This is a genomic window from Nonomuraea dietziae (assembly GCF_014195505.1).
GTDB classification, from domain to species: Bacteria; Actinomycetota; Actinomycetes; order Streptosporangiales; family Streptosporangiaceae; genus Nonomuraea; species Nonomuraea roseola.
Window position 1 is genome coordinate 2165894 of sequence record NZ_JACIBV010000001.1, and the last position, 25379, is coordinate 2191272.

At 71.2% G+C, this 25379-nt stretch carries 24 protein-coding genes; 12 read left to right on the plus strand and 12 right to left on the minus strand.

Annotation, left to right across the window (positions count from 1 at the left end):
• Window positions 1-2: 2 nt before the first annotated feature.
• The 9 genes from FHR33_RS10505 to FHR33_RS10545 all read right to left on the minus strand — a co-directional run bounded on the left by FHR33_RS10505 (window position 3) and on the right by FHR33_RS10545 (window position 10606).
• Complete coding sequence (locus tag FHR33_RS10505) at window positions 3-2693, minus strand: immune inhibitor A domain-containing protein (protein ID WP_312895457.1); 2691 nt, start codon at window positions 2691-2693, stop codon at window positions 3-5.
• A 111-nt stretch (window positions 2694-2804) separates the two neighbouring features.
• Entirely contained in the window at window positions 2805-3146 is a 342-nt protein-coding gene (frdD, locus tag FHR33_RS10510) for a fumarate reductase subunit FrdD (protein WP_183645767.1), read from the minus strand.
• Window positions 3143-3529, minus strand: coding sequence for a succinate dehydrogenase/fumarate reductase transmembrane subunit (locus FHR33_RS10515; RefSeq protein ID WP_183645768.1), 387 nt, complete (start codon window positions 3527-3529; stop codon window positions 3143-3145). The genes frdD and FHR33_RS10515 overlap by 4 nt, the downstream gene beginning before the upstream one ends.
• Window positions 3526-4290: a succinate dehydrogenase iron-sulfur subunit gene (sdhB, locus tag FHR33_RS10520; RefSeq protein ID WP_183645769.1), complete on the minus strand. Its 765-nt coding sequence runs from the start codon at window positions 4288-4290 to the stop codon at window positions 3526-3528. Before sdhB ends, FHR33_RS10515 begins: the two co-directional genes overlap by 4 nt.
• A gap of 21 nt (window positions 4291-4311) precedes the next feature.
• Entirely contained in the window at window positions 4312-6045 is a 1734-nt protein-coding gene (frdA, locus tag FHR33_RS10525; protein WP_183645770.1) for a fumarate reductase (quinol) flavoprotein subunit, read from the minus strand.
• Window positions 6046-6048: 3 nt separating this feature from the next.
• Window positions 6049-6282 carry a hypothetical protein gene (locus tag FHR33_RS10530; protein WP_183645771.1) on the minus strand — a complete coding sequence of 78 codons (234 nt, stop codon included), beginning with the start codon at window positions 6280-6282 and terminating at the stop codon, window positions 6049-6051.
• A 109-nt stretch (window positions 6283-6391) separates the two neighbouring features.
• The gene (gene ctaD, locus FHR33_RS10535) at window positions 6392-8164 is read right to left on the minus strand and encodes an aa3-type cytochrome oxidase subunit I (protein ID WP_183645772.1); all 1773 of its coding nucleotides are present in this window, start codon (window positions 8162-8164) and stop codon (window positions 6392-6394) included.
• Window positions 8165-8234: 70 nt separating this feature from the next.
• Window positions 8235-8909, minus strand: a complete 675-nt coding sequence (locus FHR33_RS10540) for an SDR family NAD(P)-dependent oxidoreductase (RefSeq protein ID WP_183645773.1) — start codon at window positions 8907-8909, stop codon at window positions 8235-8237.
• Complete coding sequence (locus tag FHR33_RS10545; RefSeq protein WP_183645774.1) at window positions 8906-10606, minus strand: IlvD/Edd family dehydratase; 1701 nt, start codon at window positions 10604-10606, stop codon at window positions 8906-8908. Before FHR33_RS10545 ends, FHR33_RS10540 begins: the two co-directional genes overlap by 4 nt.
• Window positions 10607-10649: 43 nt before the next feature.
• Between FHR33_RS10545 and FHR33_RS52535 the strand changes: the two genes are divergently transcribed.
• The 3 genes from FHR33_RS52535 (at window position 10650) to FHR33_RS10560 (ending at window position 13204) form a co-directional block, all read left to right on the plus strand.
• The gene (locus tag FHR33_RS52535; RefSeq protein ID WP_183645775.1) at window positions 10650-11426 is read left to right on the plus strand and encodes an IclR family transcriptional regulator; all 777 of its coding nucleotides are present in this window, start codon (window positions 10650-10652) and stop codon (window positions 11424-11426) included.
• Complete coding sequence (locus tag FHR33_RS10555) at window positions 11423-12274, plus strand: SMP-30/gluconolactonase/LRE family protein (protein WP_183645776.1); 852 nt, start codon at window positions 11423-11425, stop codon at window positions 12272-12274. The genes FHR33_RS52535 and FHR33_RS10555 overlap by 4 nt, the downstream gene beginning before the upstream one ends.
• Window positions 12275-12358: 84 nt before the next feature.
• Window positions 12359-13204 (plus strand): fumarylacetoacetate hydrolase family protein, encoded by an 846-nt coding sequence (locus FHR33_RS10560; RefSeq protein ID WP_183645777.1) that lies wholly within the window; start codon window positions 12359-12361, stop codon window positions 13202-13204.
• A 40-nt stretch (window positions 13205-13244) separates the two neighbouring features.
• Here the strand turns inward: FHR33_RS10560 and FHR33_RS10565 are convergent, their stop codons facing one another.
• On the minus strand, window positions 13245-14039 hold the full coding sequence (locus tag FHR33_RS10565) for a hypothetical protein (RefSeq protein WP_183645778.1): 795 nt from the start codon (window positions 14037-14039) through the stop codon (window positions 13245-13247).
• 313 nt (window positions 14040-14352) lie between these two features.
• Between FHR33_RS10565 and FHR33_RS10570 the strand changes: the two genes are divergently transcribed.
• The 3 genes from FHR33_RS10570 to FHR33_RS10580 all read left to right on the plus strand — a co-directional run bounded on the left by FHR33_RS10570 (window position 14353) and on the right by FHR33_RS10580 (window position 16667).
• A complete protein-coding gene (locus FHR33_RS10570) occupies window positions 14353-14508 on the plus strand; it encodes a hypothetical protein (RefSeq protein ID WP_183645779.1) in 156 nt (51 codons plus the stop codon).
• A 157-nt stretch (window positions 14509-14665) separates the two neighbouring features.
• Window positions 14666-15244, plus strand: coding sequence for a TetR/AcrR family transcriptional regulator (locus FHR33_RS10575; protein ID WP_183645780.1), 579 nt, complete (start codon window positions 14666-14668; stop codon window positions 15242-15244).
• Between the two features lie 73 nt (window positions 15245-15317).
• Window positions 15318-16667 carry an MFS transporter gene (locus FHR33_RS10580; protein ID WP_183645781.1) on the plus strand — a complete coding sequence of 450 codons (1350 nt, stop codon included), beginning with the start codon at window positions 15318-15320 and terminating at the stop codon, window positions 16665-16667.
• Here the strand turns inward: FHR33_RS10580 and FHR33_RS10585 are convergent.
• A complete protein-coding gene (locus tag FHR33_RS10585; protein ID WP_183645782.1) occupies window positions 16611-17096 on the minus strand; it encodes a DUF3293 domain-containing protein in 486 nt (161 codons plus the stop codon). The genes FHR33_RS10580 and FHR33_RS10585 overlap by 57 nt on opposite strands.
• A 220-nt stretch (window positions 17097-17316) precedes the next feature.
• Here FHR33_RS10585 and FHR33_RS10590 point away from each other — a divergent pair, with 220 nt between their 5' ends.
• The gene (locus tag FHR33_RS10590; RefSeq protein WP_183645783.1) at window positions 17317-18402 is read left to right on the plus strand and encodes a methyltransferase; all 1086 of its coding nucleotides are present in this window, start codon (window positions 17317-17319) and stop codon (window positions 18400-18402) included.
• Between the two features lie 91 nt (window positions 18403-18493).
• Complete coding sequence (locus FHR33_RS10595) at window positions 18494-19747, plus strand: aspartate aminotransferase type Ic (protein WP_183645784.1); 1254 nt, start codon at window positions 18494-18496, stop codon at window positions 19745-19747.
• A gap of 120 nt (window positions 19748-19867) precedes the next feature.
• Here the strand turns inward: FHR33_RS10595 and FHR33_RS10600 are convergent, their stop codons facing one another.
• Window positions 19868-20449, minus strand: a complete 582-nt coding sequence (locus tag FHR33_RS10600) for a hypothetical protein (RefSeq protein ID WP_183645785.1) — start codon at window positions 20447-20449, stop codon at window positions 19868-19870.
• 57 nt (window positions 20450-20506) lie between these two features.
• On the opposite strand from FHR33_RS10600, the gene FHR33_RS10605 reads away from it, so the two are divergent.
• The 4 genes from FHR33_RS10605 (at window position 20507) to FHR33_RS10620 (ending at window position 25347) form a co-directional block, all read left to right on the plus strand.
• Complete coding sequence (locus tag FHR33_RS10605) at window positions 20507-21862, plus strand: FAD-binding oxidoreductase (protein WP_312895458.1); 1356 nt, start codon at window positions 20507-20509, stop codon at window positions 21860-21862.
• Complete coding sequence (locus tag FHR33_RS10610; protein ID WP_183645786.1) at window positions 21859-22413, plus strand: chloramphenicol phosphotransferase CPT family protein; 555 nt, start codon at window positions 21859-21861, stop codon at window positions 22411-22413. Before FHR33_RS10605 ends, FHR33_RS10610 begins: the two co-directional genes overlap by 4 nt.
• Window positions 22414-22454: 41 nt before the next feature.
• Window positions 22455-24446 (plus strand): serine/threonine protein kinase, encoded by a 1992-nt coding sequence (locus tag FHR33_RS10615; RefSeq protein ID WP_183645787.1) that lies wholly within the window; start codon window positions 22455-22457, stop codon window positions 24444-24446.
• A gap of 241 nt (window positions 24447-24687) precedes the next feature.
• Window positions 24688-25347 (plus strand): TetR/AcrR family transcriptional regulator, encoded by a 660-nt coding sequence (locus tag FHR33_RS10620; RefSeq protein ID WP_183645788.1) that lies wholly within the window; start codon window positions 24688-24690, stop codon window positions 25345-25347.
• Window positions 25348-25379 lie beyond the last annotated feature (32 nt).

A 25379-nucleotide genomic window follows, 5' to 3' on the forward strand; every position in this document is an offset into this window, starting at 1 on the left:
GATCACTTCTTGGGCGGGGTGACCCGCACGACGGCTCCCAGGTTGCCCGGCAACGGGGTGAGCAGGCTGAACCGCACGCCGAGCGCCTGCCCGCCGGGCTCGCCCGAGCCGAGGACGTGGCCGCCGGCGAGCTCGGTGCCGTACAGCTCGGTGGCGGGCCTGCCGTCCGCGTCGACGACCCTGGTGGTGTAGGGCCCCTTGGCGGGGATCACCACAGAGGCGTCGAAGTCGCGGTAGTCGAGGGAGCCCTCGACGAGGTCCAGCCCCGGGTACCAGGTCTTGGCGTCGGTGAAGGCGGGCACGCCCTTCAGCGCCGGGTAGGAGGCGCAGTGCTCGGTGAAGGGCTCGCCCTCCAGGCACTCCCTGAACGGCCGGGTCGCGCCGAAGGAGAAGGCCGCGTTCGAGCTCTGCACCCGCCCGTCGAGGTTCTTGCGCTCCCTCGGGTCCACGGCCGCCGACTTCCCCGTACGGCGCAGCGGCTCGTAGTGCGAGTCGACGAGCAGCAGCCCGCCCTTCACCCCGAGGCTCGGCCCTTCGAGCAGCGTGGGGGCCAGCACGTTGTTGGTGTAGGTCGAGTCGCGCAGCCACACCAGCAGCCCGGGCGCGTTGTACCGCACCCGCTCGACCTTCCACGAGCCCTCGCGCAGGTAGCTGGTGTCGTAGGCGTGGGCCAAGCCCCTGTCGAAGCCGTCGAGGTTGCGCCATTCGGCCAGGTAGAAGCGGGAGATCTCGCGGGAGCCCGTGCTGACGGTCCAGCCCTGCCCGCTGGTGTTGGTGAAGGTGGCGCCCGAGGGCGTCCATCCGCCCGCGCCCTGCTCCACGCCGTCGCTCCACACCGTGGCGCCGCCGCTGGTGAGGGCGAAGTCGTCGGCGAACCAGCCGCGCGGGGTGGTGCCGCCGTCGGTGTTGTAGACCAGGCGCAGCTTGATCGTGGTCCCCGCGAACGGGGTGAGGTCGACGTAGTCGTGCCGCCAGCCGCCGGTGGCGCCGGTCAGGCCGTGCTTCCTGCCGCCGTAGCCGCGCAGGGCCTTGTTGGGGTCGGGGTAGCCGTCGGGCGTGCTGACCTCGGCCCCCGACTCGGCGAACACCTTGCGCTGGGTCCAGGTGGCCCCGCCGTCGGTGGAGACCTCGACGAAGCCGTAGTCGTAGTCGGGCTCGATGTCGTAGCTGTTCCACATCCAGAACCGCAGGTCGGAGCCCGCCGGCACGGCCAGGTCGCGGGTGATCCTGACGTCGGCCCACTCCTGGTCCATGCCCGACCACCACATCTTCGCGCCGCCGTGGGGGTCGAGCATCTTCAGGGGCGCGCTGTCCAGGTTGACCCGCACGCCGTCCTCGGTCAGGCGGGGCGTGCGCGAGGACTGCCCGACGACCACCGTCCTGGGCCTTTCACCCGGGTCGAGGATCTCGGGGTCGGCCCAGCCGAGCACCCACTTGGCCCACAGGCCCAGGTGTGCGGGCATCGACTGGTAGAGGGGCCCGCTGTGCGAGCCGCTCGCCATCAGGTCCCAGAAGTCGACGGCCGAACTGGCCGCGCCGCTGGTGTCGTAGAGGTCGGGCAGGCCGAGGTCGTGGCCGTACTCGTGGGCGAAGACGCCGACGCCGGCGTCCTCCGGCTGCACGATGTAGTTGGAGATCTTCAGTCTCGTGCCGGGGACGGTGTGGCCTCCCGCGACCGCGCTGGAGTGCGCCCACAGCGCGTACGCGCCCTGGGCGCCGCCGTCGGAGGACTTGTCCTTGCCCGCGTGCACCAGCACGAGATGGTCGACGACGCCGTCGGGCTCGTCGACATTTCCATCGCGGTCGGCGTCGCCGAGGTCCTCGCGGTCGTAGTCGGACCAGTTGAAGCGGGGCTGGGCGGCGGCCAGCGCGTTCACGGCGTCGATGGGCAGCTGGGCGTTGCCGCGCGGATTGTCGGGGTGCCCCGACATGTCCTGGTACGGCTGGCCGCACGCCGCCGCGCCGTACCACGCCTCGGAGTGCGGGAGCCTGATCCAGCCCACCGCCGAGCCCGAGACGGAGTAGGCGCCCTTGGACATCTCCTCGTACATGTTCCGCATGGTGAGGCCGGACAGGTCGACGCCTCTGACCTTGGCCGTAAGGCCCTGCCTGGAGTAGAGCAGCCTGTCGTAGTGGCCGGGGCTGAAGTCGGGCACCCAGAAGGAGAAGTTGTCCTCGCGCGGCAGGGTGTCGGGGTCGGGGATGCGGTTGTGCAGGGGGCCGTTCAGCCTGGTGCCGGGCGGTTCGGTGACGCAGTCGTCGGGAGCGCTGCGCGGCCCCCTGAGCCGCTCGAATCCCGAAAAATCATCGTTCGCCCGGTCGTTGAACTCGACCAGGATCGTCAGCAGCCTGGCCGTCTTCGTCCTGCGGGACTTCTTGAAGATGAAGTCGGCCGGGTTGAGCCCGGTCCTGACGGCCTGGCGCTCCCGCGCGGCCAGCACCCTGGCGGTCACCGGGTTGCCGCTGCTGAACCGGCTGTCGAGCTTCTGCGCGGGGATGCGGGCTCTGGCGTCCTTGCCCGGCCTCGGCGGGTCGGCCGGGGTGAAGCCCTCGGCGGGCGGCACGTAGTTGATGTAGTGGTCGGCGAGCGCCGGTTCGTAGCGGGCGGCGGTGTCGGCGTGGACGCCTGTTAACCCGCCCGCGACCAGCGCCACCAGGGGGAGCGCCACGAGCAGGCGCTTCGCGCTTGGCACCACATTCCCTCTCTCCCCGGGATCTACCGGGCGAATGGCCTCAGAGGTCGTGCAGTGCGGACGTTAGGCGCGAAAGCGGAGATCGTTCCGGCCTATGCGCAAAGCGGTATGTCAGAACAGCAGCAGGGCGGCCACCACCCCGCCCGCGACGGCCGCGCCGTAGCAGAGGACGGCGACGGCCAGGTCGAACCTGGCGACGCCCAGGATCTCCTCGCTGGTGAAACGGATCCTGTGCGCGGCGTGGAAGAGGCAGAGCACGACCACCACGAGCAGCGCCAGCCGTACGAGGAGGGGGTCGAGGAGGGCGGCCAGCTCGGCCTGCGTGGGCCAGTCGACCAGGCCCAGCGGCATGAGCACCCCGAACAGCAGCACCAGGACGGGCAGCAGCAGCGCGGCCACCACGCCGCCACCGCTGAACAGCAGCCACAGGTACGGCTCCAGCGTGCGCCTCATCGCGTCACCACCCAGAACAGCACGGCCGAGACCAGCAGCCAGGCGGTGTGGTTGCCGCCCTGGATCATGAAGGCGGGCACCCGCCAGCCGTCCAGCCTGACGACGGTGGCCTTGGGGGCGAGGTTGAGGAAGGTGACGGAGTGGAAGGCGGTGGCGGCCAGCGCGACCAGGTTGAGCGCGATCACCCACGGCTGGGCGGCGAAGGCGGAGAACGCGGGCAGGGCGCCGTCGAGCGCGGCGGCGACGAGCAGCAGCAGGTAGGCGATCGTCCACGCCACGAAGACGCTGGTCAGCTCCCTGATCACGAAGATCGTGTAGGCCCTGGAGCGCAGGAACCACACCCGGTCGCGTCGGGGCCTGTAGGTCCTGGTCGTCTCGCTCATCGCCGCGCCCAGGGCAGGACCGAGCGCATCGCCGCGGTGACCTTGTAGCGCTGGATGGCCTCGGCCGGGTCGACGTGCTTGGGGCAGGCGCTCGTGCACTCCCCCACGAACGTGCATCCCCAGACGCCCTCGTCGGTGTTGAGCAGGTCGAGCCTGTCACCCTGGTCGCGGGAGTCGAGGTTGTAGCGCTGGGCGAGCGCGATCGCCGCGGGGCCGAGGAAGTCGGGATTGAGCACGTACACGGGGCAGGCCGAGTAGCAGAGCATGCAGTTGATGCACATCGAGTACTGCTTGTAAGCCTCGAGCTGCTCGGGCGTCTGGGCGTACTCCGTGGTCAGCGGCAGCTCCTCGCCCTCCCTGATCAGCCAGGGCTTGACGTGGGAGAGCTTGGCCAGGAAGTCGTCGATCTCCACCACGAGGTCGCGGATCACGGGGAAGCCCTTGAGCGGCTCGATCCTGACCGGGCCGGCGCCGAACTCGGTGAGGAAGGTGCCGCACGTCAGCCTGGGCTTGCCGTTGACGGTCATGCCGCAGGAGCCGCAGACCCCCATCCGGCACGACCAGCGGAACGACAGCGTGCCGTCCAGCTGGTCCTTGACGTGGTTGAGGCCGTCGAGGACGGCCCAGTCGTCGCGCAGCGGCACGTCGAAGGTCTCGAAGACGGGCTCGCTGTCCTGTTCCGGGCGGAAGCGGCTGATCTCCAGTGTGATCGTGCGTTCGCCGCCGGTGGACCGTCCGGCCCGTGTGGCCTTGGCGCTCATCGCCCGCACCTCCGTACGAGATCAGTCACGGCCGTAGATCCTCTCGCCCGGAGGCCAGCGGGTGAGGGCGACGGGCAGGAGCCCGACCGAGGGGTTCCCTGAGGGGGCGCGGTGGACCAGCGAGTGGGCCAGGAAGCGCTCGTCGTCGCGGGCGGGGAAGTCGAGACGCTGGTGCGCGCCGCGCGACTCGGTCCTGTTCAGCGCGCTGGCGACGATCGTCTCGGCGACGTCCAGCATCGCGTGCAGCTCCACCAGCGAGATCAGCTCGGTGTTGAAGGTCGTGCTGTGGTCGTCGACCCGCGCGTCGGCCGCCCGTTCCCGCAGCGACTCCAGCGTCTCCACGGCCTTGGCCAGCGTGTCGTGGGTGCGGTAGATGCCGGCCGCGCCCTCCAGCGTGTGCTGCATCTCCTCCCGAAGGTCGGCGATCCTCGGCCCGGTGCCGCCGCTCTCCAGCGCGCGCCTCAGCCTGCGCTGCTCGTCGGCGCCCTGGCTGCGGACGGCGGCCGCCTCTCCCTCGCGGTGCTCCCGCGCGAACGCGGCCGCAGCCGCCCCCGCGCGGGCGCCGAAGACGAGGATCTCCGGCAGCGAGTTGGAGCCCAGGCGGTTGGCCCCGTTGATGCTGACGCACGCCGTCTCCCCCGCCGCGAACAGCCCCGCGACCGGGGTCGCGCCGTGGAGGTCGGTGTGGACGCCGCCCATCATGTAGTGCACGACGGGCCTGACCGGGATCAGGTCGGTGGCGGGGTCGAGGTTCTGGTAGCTGCGGCACAGCTCCCGCACGAACGGGATGCGGGCCTCGATCTTCGCCTCGCCGAGATGGCGCAGGTCGAGGTAGACGACAGGGCCATAGGGGGTCTCGACCGTCCGCCCCTTGTTCTGCTCGGCCACGAAGGCCTGCGAGAGCCGGTCGCGGGGGCCGAGCTCCATGCTGCGCAGCTTCGGCGTCGCGGTGGGCTGCCCGAGGTCGTAGTCCTGCAGGTAGCGGTAGCCGTCCTTGTTGATCAGCCAGCCGCCCTCCGCCCTGGCCGCCTCGGTGATGAGGATGCCGGTGAAGGGCAGGCCCGTCGGGTGGTACTGGACGAACTCCATGTCCTTGAGCGGCGCGCCCGCCCTGTAGGCCAGGGACATGCCGTCGCCGGTCTTGATGGCGGCGTTGGTGGTGAAGGGGAAGACGCGCCCGCAGCCGCCGGTGGCCAGGATGACCGTCCTGGCCGCGATCGCCTCGACCCTGCCCGTCCTGATCTCGACCGCCACGACGCCGTGGACGCGTCCGTCGTCGACGACGAGCGAGGTGACGTACCACTCGTCGTACCTGACGATCTCCTGGTACTTCAGCGTGGTCTGGAACAGGGTGTGGAGCAGGTGGAAGCCGGTCTTGTCGGCGGCGTACCAGGTGCGCATCCTCTTCATCCCGCCGAAGGGCCGCACCGCCACGCGCCCGTCGCGCTCCCTGCTCCAGGGGCAGCCCCAGTGTTCCAGGCGCATCAGCTCGCGCGGCGCCTCGACCACGAACGCCTCGACCGCGTCCTGGTCGCACAGCCAGTCCCCGCCGGAGATGGTGTCGTAGGCGTGCTCGTCGAGCGTGTCGCCGTCGGCGATGACGCCCGCGGCGCCGCCCTCGGCGGAGACCGTGTGGCTGCGCATGGGGTAGACCTTCGACACCACCGCCACCGTCATCGACGGGTCGGTCTCGGCGACCGCGATGGCCGCGCGCAGACCGGCCCCTCCTCCCCCGACGATGAGCACGTCGATCATGCCTCAGCTCCCGTGGTCGGGCTGGACCTGGTCCCTGATGGGCTTGCCGTCGTGGCGCACCGCCGTCAGATGAATGCTGCCGTCGTGGTACTCGTGGCGGATCCTGCGGCAGCCGCAGTCGAAGTACTGGTCCCTGATCAGCAGGCCGTAACCGTCGTCCTCGACGAACCGCTCACCACCGCACTTCCTGCCACAGGGTGCGGTCTCGGGTGCGAAGGGGGTGCGTGTACCTGTCATCGCCGACCTCCTTGATTGGCGAATCGTCCCTTCCACGTAAGCACCGGGTACGGGTTTCGGAAACCCCTGTTCCTCCACGGCATGGCGACGCGGACCGCTCCCTCCTGGCTCAGCCCTTGGGAGGAGCGTCGTCCGTGGCCGTGACCTCCCCCGACCCCGTGACGGCGTCGAGTTCCGTCGGGGCGCCTGTCACGGTGTCGTCGGGCTCGACCGCCCGCGGGTAGTGCAGGTCGAAGGCGGGCCTTTCCGACCTGATCTGCGGCATGAACCGGAAGTTGTGCCGGGGCGGCGGGCAGGAGGTGGCCCATTCGAGGCTGTTGGCGTAGCCCCACGGGTCGTCGACGGTGACCTTGGGCGCCCTGCGCGCGGTCTTCCACACGTTGTAGAGGAACGGCAGCGTGGACAGCCCGAGCAGGAACGCGCCGACCGAGGAGATCAGGTTCAGGGTGGTGAAGCCGTCGTTGACGCTGTAGTCGGCGTACCTGCGGGGGAAGCCGATCATCCCGAGCCAGTGCTGCACCAGGAAGGTGGTGTGGAAGCCGACGAACAGCGACCAGAAGTGCACCTTGCCGAGGCGGTCGTCGAGCATCCGCCCCGTCATCTTCGGCCACCAGAAGTAGAAGCCGGAGAACATCGCGAACACCACGGTGCCGAAGACCACGTAGTGGAAGTGCGCGACGACGAAGTAGGTGTCGCTGATGTGGAAGTCGAGCGGCGGCGAGGCGAGGATGATGCCGGTCAGCCCGCCGAGCAGGAAGGTGATCAGGAAGCCGATCGCGAACAGCATCGGCGTCTCGAAACTGAGATGGCCCCGCCACATCGTGCCGATCCAGTTGAAGAACTTCACCCCCGTCGGCACGGCGATCAGGAACGTCATGAACGAGAAGAAGGGCAGCAGCACCTGGCCCGTGGCGAACATGTGGTGCGCCCAGACCGTCATCGACAGCCCCGCGATGGCGATCGTCGCGGCCACCAGGCCGATGTAGCCGAAGAGGGGCTTGCGGCTGAAGACGGGGATCACCTCGGTGATGATCCCGAAGAACGGCAGCGCGATGATGTAGACCTCGGGGTGGCCGAAGAACCAGAACAGGTGCTGCCACAGCAGCGGGCCGCCCGTGGCCGGGTCGTAGATGTGGGTGCCGAGTTTGCGGTCGGACTCGAGCGCCAGCAGCGCGGCGGCCAGCACGGGGAAGGCCATCAGCACGAGCATGCTGGTCAGCAGCGTGTTCCAGGTGAACAGCGGCATCCTGAACATCGTCATGCCGGGGGCGCGCATGCAGATGATCGTGGTGATGAAGTTGACGCTGCCCAGGATCGTGCCCAGCCCCGACAGGGCCAGCCCCATGATCCACAGGTCGCCGCCCACGCCGGGCGAGAAGGTCGCCGTGGACAGCGTCGTGTAGGCGAACCAGCCGAAGTCGGCGGCGCCGCCAGGGGTGGCGAACCCGGCCAGCACGATGAGGCCGCCGAACAGGAACAGCCAGTACGCGACGGCGTTGAGCCTGGGGAAGGCGACGTCGGGCGCGCCGATCTGCAGCGGCATGATGACGTTGGCGAACCCGGCGAACAGCGGGGTGGCGAACAGCAGCAGCATGATCGTGCCGTGCATGGTGAACAGCGCGTTGTACTGCTGCTGGCTCACGAACTCCAGGCCGGGCTGGGCGAGCTCGGCACGGATGATCATCGCCATCACGCCCGCGATGAGGAAGAACGCGAACGACGTGATCAGGTAGAGATACCCGATGACCTTGTGATCGGTGGTCGACATCCACGCGGCGATGACGGTGCCGGTGCGTCGGCGCCTGACCTGCTGGACTGAGGCCTCGCGAACGGTCGTCACGGCTGCTCCCTCCACGCTGGGTGTGAGCCCGGTCACTCCCATTTCACGCCCATGCCCACCGGATAGAAAGCCGTAACCACGGATTTCTCAATAGGCGGCTCTGCCGCCTTTCTCAATAGGTGGCTCTGCCGCCGCTGATGTCGTAGACGGCTCCCGTGGAGAAGCTGCACCGCTCGGAGGCCAGCCACGCCACCAGCTCGGCCACCTCCTCCGCCCTGCCGAGCCTTCGCATCGGGATGAGCGAGACCAGGCGGTCGAGCACCTCGGGGGCCGTCGCGGCGTTCATGGGCGTCTCTATCACCGCGGGGGCGACCGCGTTGACCAGTACCCCGCTGGTCGCCAGCTCCTTGCCCAGCGCCTTGGTGAGCCCGATGACGGCCGCCTTCGAGGCCGAGTAGGCGGCCAGCCCAGGATTGCCCTCCTTGCCCGCGATGCTGGCCAGGTTGACGATGCGGCCCCATCCCGTCTCCGCCATCCCCCGCGCGAACGCCCTGCACAGGTGGAAGGTGCCGGTCACGTTCACGGCGAAGGTCGCGGCCCACTCCTCGTCGGAGACCTCCCACAGCGGCTTGTTCGGCCCGATGATCCCCGCGCTGTTGACCAGGATGTCGACGGGCCCGATGCGGCCCGCCGCCGCCGTGACGGCCTCGGGGTCGGTGACGTCGAGGCGCACGTCGCAGCCCGGCGCGAGATCGGCGGTGACGACCCGCACGCCCTCGGCGGACAGCCGGTCGGCGCAGGCGCGGCCGATGCCGCTCGCGCCGCCGCTGACGAGCGCCGTTCTCAATGCGACTCCCTGCTGACCTCGTGGCCGCTGGAGCCGACCAGGAAGTCGAGGTCGGCGCCCTGGTCGGCCTGCAGGACGTGGTCGATGTAGAGACGCTGCCAGCCCCTGGCGGGCTCGGCGAAGCCGGTGGTCACCGGGGTCCTGAGCGACAGCTCCCGCTGCGGGAGGTCGATGTCGAGCCTGCGCGCGGGCACGTCGAGCACGATCGGGTCCCCTGTGCGCACCAGCGCGAGCGGCCCGCCGACGGCCGCCTCGGGCGCGGCGTGCAGCACGACGGTGCCGTAGGCGGTGCCGCTCATCCTGGCGTCGCTGACGCGCACCATGTCGCGCACGCCCTTCTCCAGCAGCCTGCGGGGCAGGGGTAGGTTGCCGACCTCGGGCATGCCGGGGTAGCCGCGAGGGCCGCAGCCGCGCAGGATGAGCACGCTGGTCTCGTCCACGTCGAGATCGGGCGAGTCGAGCCTGGCGTTGAGGTCCTCGACGCTGTCGAAGACCACCGCCCTGCCGCGGTGGCGCAGCAGTTCGGGCGAGGCGGCGGCGGGCTTGATGACCGCGCCGCGAGGGGCGAGGTTGCCGCGCAGGACGGCGATGCCCGCGTCCTCCAGCAGCGGCGACGACCTGCGCCTGATGACCGTCTCGTCCCAGATCTCCGCCGCGTCCAGGTAGGCCGTCAGCGGCTCCCCCGTGACGGTCGGCGCGGAGGGGTCGAGCAGGTCGCCGACCTCCTTCAGCACGGCCAGCAGTCCGCCGGCCCTGAACAGGTCGTCCATGAGGTGACGGCCGGCGGGCTGCAGGTCGACCAGCAGCGGGACGCCCGAGCCGACCCTGTCGAAGTCGTCCAGGATCAGCTCGACGCCGAGCCGTCCTGCGATGGCCAGCAGGTGGACGACCGCGTTCGTGGAGCCGCCGATCGCGGCCAGGGTGACGATCGCGTTGAGGAAGGAGGCGCGGGTGAGCACCCTGCTCGGTGTCCTGTCCTCGGCGACGAGCGAGACCGCGAGGCGCCCCGTCTCGTGGGCGCGCTCCAGCAGCCTGGCGTCGGGGGCGGGGGTGCCCGCCGTCCCGGGGATGGTCATGCCGAGGGCCTCGGCCAGGCAGGCCATCGTGGAGGCGGTGCCCATCGTGTTGCAGTGGCCCTTGCTGCGGATCATCGCCGACTCCGAGCGCAGGAAGGCCTCCCTCGACAGGGTTCCCGCCCGCACCTCCTCGCTGAGGCGCCACACGTCGGTGCCGCAGCCGAGCGGCGCGCCGCGGAAGTGCCCCGTCAGCATCGGCCCTCCCGGCACCACGACGGCGGGCAGGTCCACCGAGGCCGCCGCCATGAGCAACGAAGGGATCGTCTTGTCGCAGCCGCCGAGCAGGACCACACCGTCGATGGGGTTGGCGCGCAGCATCTCCTCGATCGCCATCGCGGCCAGGTTGCGCCACAGCATGGCGGTGGGCCTGACGTTGGTCTCGCCGAGGGACATGACCGGCAGGTTCAGCGGGACGCCGCCCGCCTCCCAGATGCCCTGCTTGACGCTCGTGGCGACCTCGTCGAGGTGGGCGTTGCACGGGGTGAGGTCGGAGGCGGTGTTGGCGATCGCGATGTACGGCTTGCCGCCCTCGAAGGCGTCCTGCGGAAGACCGCGACGCATCCACGCGCGGTGAATGTAGGCGTTTCGATCGGTTCCTGCATACCAGTGCGAACTACGCATGCGCTTCTTCCATTAATCGGAACACTGATCTACCATTCGGAACGTGATCGACTCTAGCCCCGAAACGGCCCGAGGAGAAGACCGGCTCGTCGGCTCCGACCGGGTGCTCGTGGTGCTGCGGGTGCTGGCCGAGCACCCCGAGGGCATCGGCCTGGAGGAGATGGCGAAGGCGGTCGGCAGCCCCAAGCCCACCGCGCACAGGGCGCTGGCCGCGCTGCGCCGCGCCGGGTTCGCCAGCCAGGACGGCAGAGGCCGCTACGTGCTGGGCGACGACTTCCTCAGGCTCGCCTTCGCCCATCACGAGGCGCGCCCCGACCATGTCAGGATCAGGCCCGCGCTGGTGCGGCTGGCCGCCAGGTTCGGCGAGACCGCGCACTACGCCGTGCTCGACGGCCGCGAGGTCGTCTACCGGGCCAAGGTCGATCCGCCCTCGGGCGCGGTGCGGCTGACCTCGACGGTCGGCGGGCGCAACCCCGCCCACAACACCGGTGTCGGCAAGCTGCTGCTGGCCTGGGCGCTGCCCGACGACGCCGCGGTGACCGCGTGGGTGGACCAGGCCCCGCTGGAGCGGCGCACCCCGCGCACCAAGGTGAGCGCGGGGGAACTGGCCGAGGAGCTGGCCGCCGTGCGCGAGCGCGGCTACGCGGTCGACGACCAGGAGAACGAGGAGGGCGTCACCTGCCTGGCCGTGCCCGCCTTCCTGACCTCCTCGACCAGGCCGAGCGGAGCGGTCAGTGTGAGCGCCCTCGCCTACAGGACACCGCTGCCCTCGCTGGTCGAGGCGGTGCCCGAGATCCACGCCATCCTCAGGGAGCCATGATGACCGTCCACCCGCTGTCGACCGAGACCTACGCCCTGGCGGAGGGGCCCGTCTGGGATCCGGTGGCAGAGCGGCTGCTCTGGGTGGACATCCCCACAGGGCGCGTGATGGAGGGCGCCTTCGACGGGGACCTCACCGTCACCGCGACCCACACGCTGCCCTGCATGGTCGGCGCGGTCGTGCCCGCCGCCGACGGCTCTCTCCTGACGGCCGCGGAGTACGGCTTCGCGACGCTCGGCCCCGACCTCGCGATGGGCCCCCGGGTGCTGTCCGACGGGGCGCCGAGCCGGTTGAACGACGGCGCGTGCGATCCCGCGGGGCGCTTCCTGGCGGGCGGCATGGCGCGCGACGACCGCAGGGGGCAGGAGCGGCTCTACCGGCTGGAGCTCGACGGGTCGGTGAGCGTGGTCGCCGAGGGGCTGACGATCTCCAACGGCCTGGGCTGGTCCCCCGATGGACGGACGTTCTACAACGTCGACAGCGTTCCCGGGGTGGTGTGGGCGCGCCCCTACGACGTGGAGAGCGGCGAGACCGGCGCGCCCCGCGAGATCCTGCGGGTGGACGACGGGCTGCCCGACGGGATGGCGGTGGACGTGGAGGGGAACCTCTGGATCGCGATCTGGGGCCGGGGCGAGGTGCGCCGCCTCTCACCCGGCGGGCGGCTGCTGTCCACGGTGAAGGTGCCGGCCCCGAAGGTTTCCAGCGTCACGTTCGCCGGCTCCACCCTGGTCATCACCACGGCGGGCGGCGGCCTGTTCGCGACCGGGACCGACGTCACCGGCCTGCCCTCCAACCCCTGGCGGGGCCCGGTCCCTCTCCCCTCACCCCAGGAGAGCCCACTGTCCTAGCGTCGGCGCTTCGAGACCCCGCCCACGAACCGCGATACCCGAGACAACGTGATCCGTCCCGGATCCGAGCACTGGAGTTCAGCGATGTACCTCATGCGCGTCGGCCCCGCAGGAGCCGAGAAGCCCGCCGTCCGATCGGGCGACGGCTACGTCGACGTGTCGGACCTGACCCCCGACTTCGACGCCGCCTTCTTCGAGAGGGGCGGCCTCGAGGCGCTGCGCGAGGCGTCGGCCACCGGGACCGTCATCCCGCTCGCCGACCAGCGCGTGGGGGCGCCGATCGCCCGCCCCCACCAGATCATCTGCATCGGCCTCAACTACAGCGACCACGCCGCCGAGACGGGGCAGGCCGTCCCCTCCGAGCCGATCGTCTTCAACAAGGCGCCGAACACGCTGGTCGGCCCGTACGACGAGGTTCACATCCCGCGCCGCTCGGCCAAGACCGACTGGGAGGTCGAGCTCGGCGTCGTCGTCGGCCGCAGGTGCAGGTACCTGAAGGACGAGCGGGCCGCCCAGGACGCCATCGCCGGATACGTGGTCGTCAACGACGTCAGCGAGCGCGAGTTCCAGATCGAGCGCGGCGGCCAGTGGGTGAAGGGCAAGTCGGCCGAGACGTTCAACCCGTGCGGGCCGTACCTGGTCACCCCTGACGAGATCCCCGACGTGGGCGCGCTGGACATGTGGCTCGACGTGAACGGCACCCGCAGGCAGAAGGGCTCGACGGCGACGATGCTGTTCGGCCCCGCCTTCCTGGTGCACTACCTGAGCCAGTTCATGGTTCTGGAGCCCGGCGACCTGATCAACACCGGCACCCCTCCCGGCGTCGGCATGGGCCACAACCCGCCGATCTACCTGCGTCCTGGTGACGTGATGGAGCTGGGCATCGAGCGCCTCGGCGGCCAGCGGCAACGGGTCGTCGCCGCGCCATGAGGGGCCTGCTCGCGGCGGGCGTCCCCTTCCCGCACCTGCATCAGGGCGGGTCCGCGAGGCGCTCCCTGGCCAGACCGTTCTCGGAGGCCACCTGCGAGCGTTCCCTCACAGGGACGCACACGTGGTCGCTGGGGCGCGCCTCCCGCCAGACGTAGGGGACCTTGCAGGTGTCGGGCCCGGTGAAGGTGCAGTTGGGAGGGGTGCAGGTGTACGCACGCCGCGCCTGGGCCTGGGCGTTGTCGGCGGCGACCTGGGTGCGTCGGGACACCTCGACACAGACGGTGTCTCCGTCGAACGCCTCCCGCCAGACGAACGGTGGCGCGCAGGTGTGCGGCCCGGAGTGCAGCGGATATGCCTGGGTGGGGAAACTGACCTTCGTGCTCCAGTCAAAGCACTGGTCGTCGCCGATCCCCAGGAAGGTCGGTCTGCATCCCTGCACCGCGAAGTCGTAGGCGCGGCCGGGAAGCAGGCCGTCCACCCGCTGGTAGCCCCAGGTCCCGTCGTCGTCGTGCTTGATGGTCCGCAGCTCGCGCGGTCCTCTGGCCGTGCCGAAGGGGCCTGCGACGTTGATGAAGTACGAATCGTAGTTGTGACCGGCTTCCCACTTGATCCCGATCCAGGTCTCGCCGGCGTGCTCTTCGACGATCCGGGGCCGGGGCGGCCGATTCGGCTGCCTGGGCTGCTCGGGTGGGCCGGTCCTGCCGGCCGTCCACTCCGAGCACTCCACATCGCCGTCCTCGGTGATGAAGAAGGCGCAGACGCGGTAGCGATGCTCGGTGTTCGGCTGGAGGCCGCTGTCGAAGAGGAGGCGCTCGCTCCCTTTCACGTTGTCCACGCGCTTCTCCGCAGTCTCCGGCCTTTGCGGATTCTCCCGCTCGACGCTGTAGTCCCAGACGCAGCCGATCCCGGGACAGGGATTGGCGTTGTGTTCCCACCGGACGAAGATGCTTCCGGGCAGACTGCCCGTTTCGGGAACGCTGGGGACGACGTTAGGCGCTTCGAAGTCCTGGGCCGCGGCGGGGCCGGCCACCAGCGCCGGCAGCGCCAGCACAAGCGCCGCGAACGCACGCCTCCCCCACGGCGTCCTTCCTGCTCGCCTCGCCCTCGCCCGGCCGGCGGCTCTTCTCTCCTGCCTGCTCATGGTCGCCATGAGCGCAACCCTCCTTGTTCTGTCCCCCGCCCTGGCGCCCAAGGCGGGCGAGACCTCGGTCCTCCGGCCTCGGGCGCCCGGCACGTCGACCGACCTCGGCCTGTCGTCCCCCACGGGCGTCTACCGCGACCTCACTCACTCCAGCCTGAGGTGAGGGCTGTCACCTGGCTGCGACGGCGACGTGACGGGGGCGTGATGGCGCGTCGGCGACGCCGCCGGCGCGTTCGGGCGTTCGAGCCGCCGGGCGGCGATGTCCACGCCGAGCCCCCGCTCGGTCGAGGGGAGGGGCGCGCGGGACCTACAGTGCGGCCATGGGGAAGACCACGCAGCCGCGCAGGGCGGACGCCGAGCGCAACATCGCCACGATCCTCGCCACGGCCACGCGGCTGCTGTGCGCCGACCCGGGCGCCAGCGTCGCGGAGATCGCCAAGGCGGCGGGCGTCGGCAGGGTCACCCTCTACGGCCACTTCCCCTCCAGGGAGTCGCTGGTCGACGCCGTGCTCGAGCACGCGGTCGACCACGCCGAGCTCGCGCTGTCGGGCCTCGACCTCGAAGGACTGCCCGCGCCGGAGGCGCTGGAGCGGCTGGTCGTCTCCTCGTGGGAGATCCTCGACAGGCACAGCCGCCTGTTCGTGGCCGCCGACAGGGCGCTGCCCGCCGAGCGCATCCGCGAACGGCACAGCGGGCCGCTCGCGAGGGTCGAACGGCTCATCGTGCGAGGCCGCGACGAGGGCTCCTTCAGGACCGACCTGCCGCTGTCGTGGCTGGTCAGCACGTTCCTCGTGGTGCTGCACAACGCGGCGGGCGAGATCGAGGCGGGCCGCCTGCCGCGCGAGGAGGCGGCCGAGGTGCTGACCAGGACCCTGCGCTCGGTGCTCGTTTCCGGATAACAGTAGACATACCCCTCCTGCGTATGCTTGCCTCATAACTCGAACACTACTGTACGAGTTATTGGGAGGGAACATGGTGCTGGTCCTGCTCTGCCTGGCCCAGTTCATGCTGATCATCGACATCACCGTCGTGCAGGTGGCGCTGCCGTCCATCGGTACCGGGCTCGGGCTCGACCGCGAGGCGCTGACCTGGGTCGTCACCGCCTACACGCTGTGCTTCGGCGGGTTGATGGTGCTCGGAGGGCGGCTCACCGACGCCTTCGGCGCCCGCCGCGTGCTGCTCGGCGGGCTCGCCCTGTTCACGCTGGCCTCGCTGCTGTGCGGCCTCGCTCCCGACGGCGCGACGCTCATCGCGGGGCGCGCGCTGCAGGGCGTCGGCGCGGCGCTGCTGTCTCCCGCCGCGCTCGCCACCATCACCACGGCCTTCCACGGCGAGCGCCGTACCAGGGCGCTGGCGGTCTGGGCGGCGATCGGCGGGACGGGGGCGGCCGTCGGCGTGCTGGTCGGCGGGCTGCTCACCGCGGGTCCCGGCTGGGAGTGGGCGTTCTTCGTCAACGTGCCCGTCGGGCTGGTCGTCATGGTGGCGCTGCCCTCGCTCGTGCCCGCCTCCATGGCCACGGAACGGCGGCCGCTCGACGTGCCGGGCGCGCTGCTGGTCACGGCGGCGACCGGGCTGCTCATCTACGGCCTGGTCTCGGCGGGCGAGGCGGGCTGGGGCTCCGCGAGCGCCTGGCTGGCCGGCTCCGCGGCGCTGTACGCGGCCTTCGTGTGGGCCGAGCGGGTGGCGAAGGCGCCGCTCATGCGCGCCGAGACGATGGCCAGGCGGCCCGTGCTGTCCGGCGTGTTCGTCATGCTCATGGCGACGGGGCTCATGCTCGGGCTGTTCTTCGTCAGCTCGCTCTACCTGCAGCAGGTGCTGCGCTTCAGCGCCCTGGAGACGGGGCTGCTGTTCCTGCCCGTCGCGATCTCCATCACGCTCGGCGCGCACCTCGGCGGACGCCTGATCGGCAGGGTGGGCGGACGGCCCGTGGCGGTCGCCGCCTTCCTGTTGACCGCGGCGGGCGCCCTGCTCATGACGCGGGTCTCGCCCGAGGCGGGCGTCCACACCACCCTGCTGCCCGGCTTCGTGCTGGCCGCCTTCGGCATCGGGCCCGCCTTCGTCGCCGCGACGGCGACGACGATGGCCAACGTGCCGCAGGGCGAGGCGGGGGTGGCCTCCGGGGTCGTCAACACCTTCCACGAGCTGGGCGGCTCGATCGGGGTGGCGCTGGTCTCCAGCCTGGCGGTCGGCGGTTTCACCACGACGCTGGCCTGGTGCGCGGGGGCGGCGGCGGTGGCGGGGCTGATCGCGCTCGGCCTGGTGCCGTCAGGCAGGCCCGCCGCGCTCGTCGGGCACGGTCATGGGCACGGGCACGGTCACTGACCAGCCGGACGTCACCTGGTGGTCGCCCTCGCACTCCAGCAGGCGCCACCGCCTCGGGTCCCACGCGAAGACGGCGTCCTGCTCGTAGCGGGCGCCGATGCGGCGGGCGGTGTCGTCGTCGAGGCCGACGACGGCCACGGACTCCTCGACGTGGGTCCAGGTGACGTCGCCGCCCGCCGCCGGCCACCAGGACAGCGCGAGGGTGTCGAGCTCGGCGGTCAGGCGGCGGTGGGCGCGCGCGTTGTCGGCGGCGGGAACCGTACGGCCCCGGGGGTTGTGGGCGGTGATCACGTGGATGGTCCGGCCCTCGGGGTCGGGGAAGCCGCCGGCGTGGACACCGGGCTCGGCGGGAGCGACCTGGAGCCACGCGCCGTCCACCGCCAGGCGCACCACCGCCGCCTGGTAGAGCTGCCAGTTGGCGACAGGCACCTGACCCCCTTTGCCGAGCACGAAGGAAAGGAGGCGATTGTATCGGGGCTAGCATGGGGTGATTCCAAGGAGGTTGATCATGTCGTTCGCCGTTCTGGGCAGCGTCCTCGGCGACGCCGCGGCTCGCGCTTCCTCGTGGAGGTCCGAGATCCGCTAGCCCACCCCTCCACGTCGAAGTGCTCTTCATCGACAGCCCCCGTTCGATCAAGAGGAGCACGCGATGCCCGACGTCCATTGGAACGAAGAAGGTCACACCCTGTCGGCGGGGTGGCGCTCGGCCGAGCCGCCGCCGTCCAGGCTGGTCCGCGTCGACGACACGACGAAAGCCGACACCGCGTACCGCCTGGCCCGTGAGGGCGCGGGGCTGGTGTGGCGGGGCGACTTCCACAACGCCAGGCAACTCCTGCGCGCGCTGGCTCGCCGCGCCGACAGGCAGCCGCCTCCCGCAGGCTTCCACGCCTACCGGCAGGCGCGCGCCACGAGGGCCGTCCTGCTGGGCAGGCTGCTGGTGCCGCTGTCGCAGGAGCTGACCGTGCCGCTGCGCAGGGCCCCCGACGTACGGCAGGCGTGCACGGAGGCCTACGGCCCAGCGGAAGGCCCCACGCTCGTCCCTCTCACGGAGCTGCTCGGGGTGATCGGCGCGCACGAGTGGCGCAGGAAGGGCGTGGAGGTGCCCGCGCTCGGCGAGCGCATCCACCCGCACTACGGCGTGTTCTCTCCCGTCCGCGGCGAGTACGTCGACCTGGTCGCCCGCGCCCCGCTGCCCTCCCGCACGGCCGCCTTCGACATCGGCACGGGCACGGGCGTGCTGGCCGCCCTGCTGGCCAGGAGGGGCGTCGAGCAGGTCGTGGCCACCGATCTCGACGAGCGCGCCGTCGCGTGCGCCCGCGACAACCTCTCGCGGCTCGGGCTGTCGGGCCGCGTCGAGGTGACGCGGCGCGACCTGTTCCCCGACGGCCGCGCCCCTCTGGTGGTGTGCAACCCGCCCTGGCTGCCCGTACGACCGGGCACCAGACGCGACCACGCCGTCTACGACCCCGGGGGCCGGATGCTCCACGGCTTCCTCGGCGAGCTGCCCCGCCACCTCGAACCGGGAGGGGAGGGCTGGCTCATCCTGTCGGATCTCGCCGAGCACCTCGGCCTGCGCAGCAGGCAGGAGCTGCTCGCCTCGTTCGCCGACGCGGGGCTGCGGGTCGCGGGCCGCCTGGACGTCGCGCCCAGGCACCCGCGCGCCCGCGACGGCGCCGACCCCCTGCACAGGGCGCGAGCCGCCGAGGTGACCAGCCTGTGGAGGCTGACGTGCTGACTCGCCGACGCCGAAAGCGCTGTCCGCCGACGGTTCCCCCTGTCGGGGCCACTATCCTCGACATGTCCCAGTCTCAGGAAGGAACATCCCCGTGACCGAGCTGACAGCCCAGCGCGAACAGGCCGCCCGCGACTACGACGCTCTCGTCAGGCGAGGCCTGAAGCTCGATCTGACGCGAGGCAAGCCGTCCCCGCGCCAGCTCGACCTGTCCGACGGGATGAACGCCCTGCCCTCCACGCACCTGGCCGCCGACGGCACCGACTGCCGCAACTACGGCAACCTGCAGGGCCTGACCGAGATCCGCGAGCTGTTCGCGGGCCTGCTGCAGGTCCCCGCGGCGCAGCTGCTGGCCGGGGGCAACTCCAGCCTCGCGATGATGCACGACACGATCGTCTTCTCGCTGCTCAGCGTGGTGCCCGGCGCGGCGCGCCGCTGGGCGGACGAGGGCGAGATCGTCTTCCTGTGCCCCGTCCCCGGCTACGACAGGCACTTCGCGCTGTGCGAGCGGTTCGGCATCACGATGGTGCAGGTGCCGATGACCGCCGAGGGCCCCGACATGGACGTCGTCGAGCGGCTGGTCGCCGAGGACCCGCGGGTCAAGGGCATCTGGTGCGTGCCGAAGTACAGCAACCCCTCGGGCGTCAGCTACAGCGACGAGACCGTGCGCCGCCTGGCCGCCATGACCACCGCCGCGCCCGACTTCCGGATCTTCTGGGACAACGCCTACGCCATCCACCACCTCACCGACGAGCACGCCGAGTTGGCCGACCTGCTCGCCCTGTGCGAGGAGCACGGCAACGCCGACCGCGCCTTCGTCTTCGGCTCCACCTCCAAGGTGACCCTCGCGGGAAGCGGCGTGGCCTTCTTCGGCTCCTCCCCCGCCAACGTCGCCTGGTACCTGGCCAACCTGTCCAAGCAGAGCATCGGCCCCGACAAGATCAACCAGCTGCGTCACGTGGAGTTCCTGCGCGACGCCGAGGGCGTGGCCGCGCACATGCGCAGGCACGCCGAGCTGATCTGGCCGAAGTTCGAGGCCGTCGACAGGATCCTCACCAAGGAGCTCGGCGGCACCGGCCTGGCCTCCTGGACGGCCCCCGCGGGCGGCTACTTCGTCAGCCTCGACGTGCCCGAGGGCTGCGCCAAGGAGGTCGTGGCCAAGGCGAAGGCCGCAGGCATCGCCCTCACGCCCGCCGGCGCGACCCACCCCTACGGCGACGACCCCGCCGACCGCACGATCCGCATCGCCCCCACCTACCCCGACCTGGAGGAGCTGGAGGAGGCGATCACGGGCCTGACCGTCTGCGTGCGCCTCGTGGCGACGGAGAAGCTGCTCTCGCAGGCCTGAGCACCCCACCGCCGCCCGCCCCCGCCACAGTGGGGCGGGCGGCGGTGGCCGGGTCGAGCGCGCGAAGAGGCAGTGCCCCCGTCCGGAGCCCGTCCACGGCCTGCAAGGGCGGAGTGGATGTCACTGGGGGCGGCGTCTGCCGTACCTGAAGCCGAAGATGTACTCCCGCGTCTCGCTGGGGTGGAAGGCGAGACCCACCCCCGGCTCGAAGGCGACGTTGTCGCGCGGGCAGTAGTAGAGCTCCTGCCACACCAGCAGCGCCTGCTCCCTGGCCGGCGCCTCGGCCTGGTCGCGGCGGCGGGCGCCCTGCGCGCCCATGACGAACAGCAGCCCGAACCACCAGAAGAAGCCCGTCACGCAGAACGGCCCCAGCAGGTCCACGAGCAGGTTGGTGTGCTCGCTCATCGCCAGGGTCAGCGCCAGCACGACGTGCGCGAGCGCGGCGAAGCCGAGCATGACGTAGCCCTGGTGCCGCGCGCGCGGCACCTCGTGCCTGGCGGGGAAGGAGAGCCACACCGCGAGCTGGGTTCTGGTCATCGCGTGCTTCCTGGTGCCGACCAGCGAGGCAGCGGGCAGGTCGACGATGGCACGCTCCTTCGGCATGCTCGCTCGCCCGAGGCGGAAGCTCGTTCCGTCGGCCACGACCCCCGGCACCGACGCCACCCTGTCAGCAAGGCCGCACTCCGGACAGGACAGATCCATCCGGGCAGTCTGGCCCTGGCGTGCGGATCCCGCAAATCGGGTCGTAGAGTCCACAGCGTGATTGAGGCACTTGTGAAGGCTCTTCCCGAGGGAAGGGTGCTGACCGACCCCGACGTGGTCGACTCCTACGCGCGCGACCGCACGTTCCTCGAGCCGGGAAAGGCTCTGGGCGTGGTCCTGGCCACCACCCGCGACGAGGTGGTGACGACGCTGCGCTGGGCCACCGAGCACAGGGTGCCGGTCGTGCCGCGCGGCGCCGGCACCGGCCTCGCGGGCGCGGCGACCGCCAGCGAGGGGTCGATCGTCCTGTCGCTGGCGAAGATGACCGCGATCCGCGAGCTGAATCCCGCCGACGAGTTCGCCGTGGTCGAGCCCGGGGTGATCACCGCCGACCTCGACAGGGCTGCCAGGGAGCACGGGCTGATGTACGCGCCCGACCCGTCCTCCTACGAGATCTCCACCATCGGCGGCAACCTGGCCACCAACGCCGGAGGGCTGCGCTGCGTGAAGTACGGCGTGACCCGCGACTCCGCGCTCGGCCTCGAGGTGGTGCTGGCCGACGGACGGATCCTCAACACCGGCCGCCGCACGGTCAAGGGCGTGACGGGCTACGACCTGACCGGCCTGTTCGTGGGCTCGGAGGGCACGCTCGGGGTCATCACCTCGGCCACGGTACGGCTGCGCCGCGCGCCGCTGGCGCCCCCTGCGACGATCGCCGCGGAGTTCGGCTCGCTGCGCGACGCCGCCGCGGCCGTCTCGGCGATCATCGCGGCGGGCTGCCAGCCGTCCCTCATGGAGCTGCTGGACAGGGCGACGCTGAAGGCGATCGACGACTGGCGCAACATCGGCCTGGAGGAGTCCACCCAGGCCATGCTGATCGGCCAGTCCGACGCCTCGGACGGCCAGGCGATGGCGGCCATGATGCAGGAGCTGTGCGAGGCCAACGGCGCCTCCTTCGTGGCGCTGTCCTCGACGCCCGAGGAGACCGAGGACCTGATCGGCATCAGGCGGATGGCCTACCAGGCCAAGGAGCGGCTGGGCGCCTGCCTGGTCGAGGACGTGTGCGTGCCGCGCTCGGCGCTGCCCGACATGATCTCCGCGATCGAGGCGGCGGCCGCCAGGCACGACGTGATGATCTGCACGGTCGCCCACGCGGGCGACGGCAACCTGCACCCGGTGTTCATCTTCGACCACGGCACCGTGGAGCCGCCCGCCAACGTGTGGGCGGCGGCGGACGAGGTGTTCAAGGCCGCGCTCGAGATGGGCGGCACGCTGACCGGCGAGCACGGGGTGGGGCTGCTCAAGCGGCGCTGGCTCGCGCTGGAGTCAGGACCGGTCGCGACCGAGGTGCAGCAGGGCATCAAGAGGGTCTTCGACCCGCTCGGCATTCTCAACCCGGGAAAGGCGATATGAGAGGCGATCCTGTGGTCATCGTGCTGAACGGCGGGTCCAGCTCGGGCAAGTCCTCGCTGGCCCGCTCGCTCCAGGCGCTGCTGCCCGATCCGTGGCTGGCGTTCAGCGTGGACACGCTCGTCGACGCGATGCCGTCCTCGTGCATCACCTTCACGCCCGACGGCGAGGTCCACCTCGGCCCCCGCTTCGGGGAGCTGGAGGAGGCCTGGATGGCGGGTGTCGCCACGATGGTCAGGTCGGGCGCGCGGGTGATCCTCGACGACGTCTTCCTCAGCGGCCCGGCCTCGCAGGAGCGCTGGCGCGTCCCGCTCACCGGGCTCGAGGTGCTCTGGGTGGGTGTGCGCTGCGACCCTGAGGTGGCCGCGCGCAGGGAGGGCGAGCGCGGCGACCGGCCGATCGGCATGGCGCGGTCCCAGGCCACCGTGGTACACGAGGGAGTCGTCTACGACATGGAGGTCGACACGTCGTTCATGTCGGCGGATGACTGCGCGCAGTTGATAGCAAAGTGGATGAATCGTCAAACCGGTGAGACGACACACGAACCACACTGATAACGTTTTGCCCCACCTATGAGGAATTCCGGGGGTTCTACGTGAATCAGTTCCAGCCGTTGGCGGCGGACGACCCGCGACGGCTGGGTGCGTTCGAGATCGTCGCCAGGCTCGGCGAGGGCGGGCAGGGCGTGGTCTACCTGGCCAAGGGGCAGTCGGGCGAGCAGGTGGCTGTCAAGCTCCTGCACAACGCGCTGGTGGCCGACGCCGACGCCAGGACCCGGTTCCTGCGCGAGGTGGCGGTGGCGCAACGCGTGGCCAGGTTCTGCACCGCGCCTGTCCTGCACGCCGATCTCGAGGGCAGCCGGCCGTACATCGTCACGGACTACGTGCCGGGGCCCTCGCTCCGGCAGCTGGTCGACAGGGAGGGTCCGCGCAGGGGAGCGGCCCTCGAACGCCTGGCGATCAGCACGGCCACCGCGCTGGCGGCCATCCACCGCGCGGGCATCCTGCACCGCGACTTCAAGCCGGCGAACGTGCTGATGGGGCCCGAGGGCCCCGTCGTGATCGACTTCGGCATCGCGCGGGCGCTCGACTCGCCGGGCGCGACGGCCACCGGCATGGCGATGGGGACGCCTGCCTACCTCGCTCCTGAGCAGCTGAGCGGCGCCCCCGTCTCGGAGGCGGCCGACGTGTTCGCCTGGGGCGTCACGATGGTGTTCGCCGCCACGGGCAAGCCCGCGTTCGGCTCCGACTCCATCCCCGTGGTGATGAACAGGATCCTCCACGAGGAGCCGGAGATCGGCGGGCTCGAAGGGGTGCTGGGCGGGCTGGTGGAGGCCTGCCTGTCCAAGGATCCCGCGCACCGCCCGACCGCCGAGCAGCTCATCGCCCGCCTGACGGGCCAGCAGACCGGGGAGAGCCCTGTCGCCGTCCACCAGACGGGCAGCCAGCTCCCTCCGCCGTTCCCGCACCCCGGTGCGGCGTCCGGGCCGCAGGGCGCTGCCGGCGTTCCCGGTGGTCCCGGGCCGCACGGCGCTCCCGCCGGTCCAGGGCCGCAGGGCGGTCCTGTTCCCGGCCCGCCCGGTGCTCCCGGTGGTCCTGGTGGCCCTGGGCCGCACGTTCCCGGCCAGCCCGGCGGGCCCGTGCCGGGACAGCACGGCTATCCCGGGGCTCAGGTCCCCGGCCAGCGTCCTCCCTCGGGTGGTACGGCGCCAGGCTCGGCCACGCGCCGCCGTACGCTGACCATCGCGGTCTCGGCCGCGGCGGCGGGCGCGCTCGTGCTGGCGGGCACCGTGGTCTGGGCCCAGGCGGGCAAGAACACCACCGCCTCGCTGGTCGCGGCCAACGGCCCTGCCACCTCGGCGGCGGCCGATCCGGCCACCGATCCGGCCGCCGGCTCCACCGAGGCGCCCGTCGACCCGCCGAGCGACCTCGAGCTGACGCCCGAGCTCATCGACGAGTCGCCGACGCCCAAGGCGAGCAGGTCCAAGAAGAGCGAGGACGAGCCCGCGGTCTCCGTGCCGCACACCACGATCGCTCCCCCCGAGGTGCGGCCGACGGCCAAGCCGTCCACGCCCAAGGTCAAGCCGACCAAGAACACCGACATGGTGGACCCGGAGCCCGAACCCACCGGGCTGACCGAGCCGACGACGGGCGACTACTACGGCCACTCGTCCAAGCCGAGCCCGAAGCCGACCGTGAAGCCGACTGTCGCGCCGAAGCCGACGCCCAAGCCAACTCCCAAGCCCACTCCCCCGCCCAAGCCGAACCCGTACCAGGCGACGACGGTCTGCGGCTCGGGGTACAAGGTGATCAACTCCCACGCGCTCGGCGCCAAGGCCACGATCTACCTGCTGTACAACACCGCCGCGGGGAAGAACTGCGTGATCACCATGTCGAAGTACGTGGTGCCCGCCAAGATCTCGATGAACGCCATCCTCCAGGTGAAGGGCGGCGCCAGCGGCTCCAACCCCGGCAAGTTCTCCACCTACTCGGGGCCTGTCAGGCTCCCGGCGGTCAAGAAGTGCGTCATCTGGGGTGGCAGCTGGGGCACGCTCACGTGGAAGAGCGGCTGGAGCCACTGCGGCTGACCCTCCGTCCGCACCCCCTGCTGTGACTCCCGGAGGCCCGCGTCCCGAGACGCGGGCCTCCGCCATGTCATGCCCACCCCGTATGGCCGGCGCCTGTCATCTTCGTGATACCGCGTCGCCACCGAGCGGGGCGTCGAGGCCCGTCCGCCCGGGTGGGCGTGATCGGAACCTGCAGCCTCTCCTCATCTCCGCGACGGGGGCGGGTCTTGCGAAGACGGGCTGACCCGCCTACGTTGTTGACGTGATCGTCAAGTCTGAGACGCTGACCGCGAGAGGCCGGCGCACCAGGGCCGCGCTGCTCGAGGCGGGGCGGGAGGCCTTCGAGGAGCAGGGGTACGACGCCGTGCGCGTCGACGACGTCTGCGCCAGGGCGGGGGTCTCGCACGGCACCTTCTACACCTACTTCGACTCGAAGGAGTCGCTCTTCGGCGAGGTGGCGGGGGCCGTGGTGGGCGAGATGTTCGCCGCCAGCATGGTCGGCCCCGCCGTGCCCGACGATCCCTACGCCCGCGTCGAGGCCGCCAACCGGCTCTACCTGCGCGCATGGGCGGCCAACTCCAGGCTGGTGCGGATGCTGGAGCACGCGGCGACCACCGACGACCGCTTCGGACGGCTGCTGCTCGAACTGCGCGAGGTGTTCGTCAGGAGGGGCGCCGAGGGCCTGCGCAGGCTGCAGGAGCAGGGCCTGGCCGACAGGGACCTCGACCCGCGGCTGACCGCGATCATGCTCGGCGGCATGGTGGAGCACTTCGCCCACGTCTGGCTGGACCTCGGCGAGCGGGCCGACGAGGCCACCGCCGTCGACCATCTCACCCGTCTGTGGGCCCGCGCCATCGGCCTGACGCAGGCGTCAACTCCGCGTCCTGGCGGGCAGAACCGAGAGGAAAGGGGTGAGGCGTGATCATCAGCCGACTCGATCCGGCGAGCGCCGAC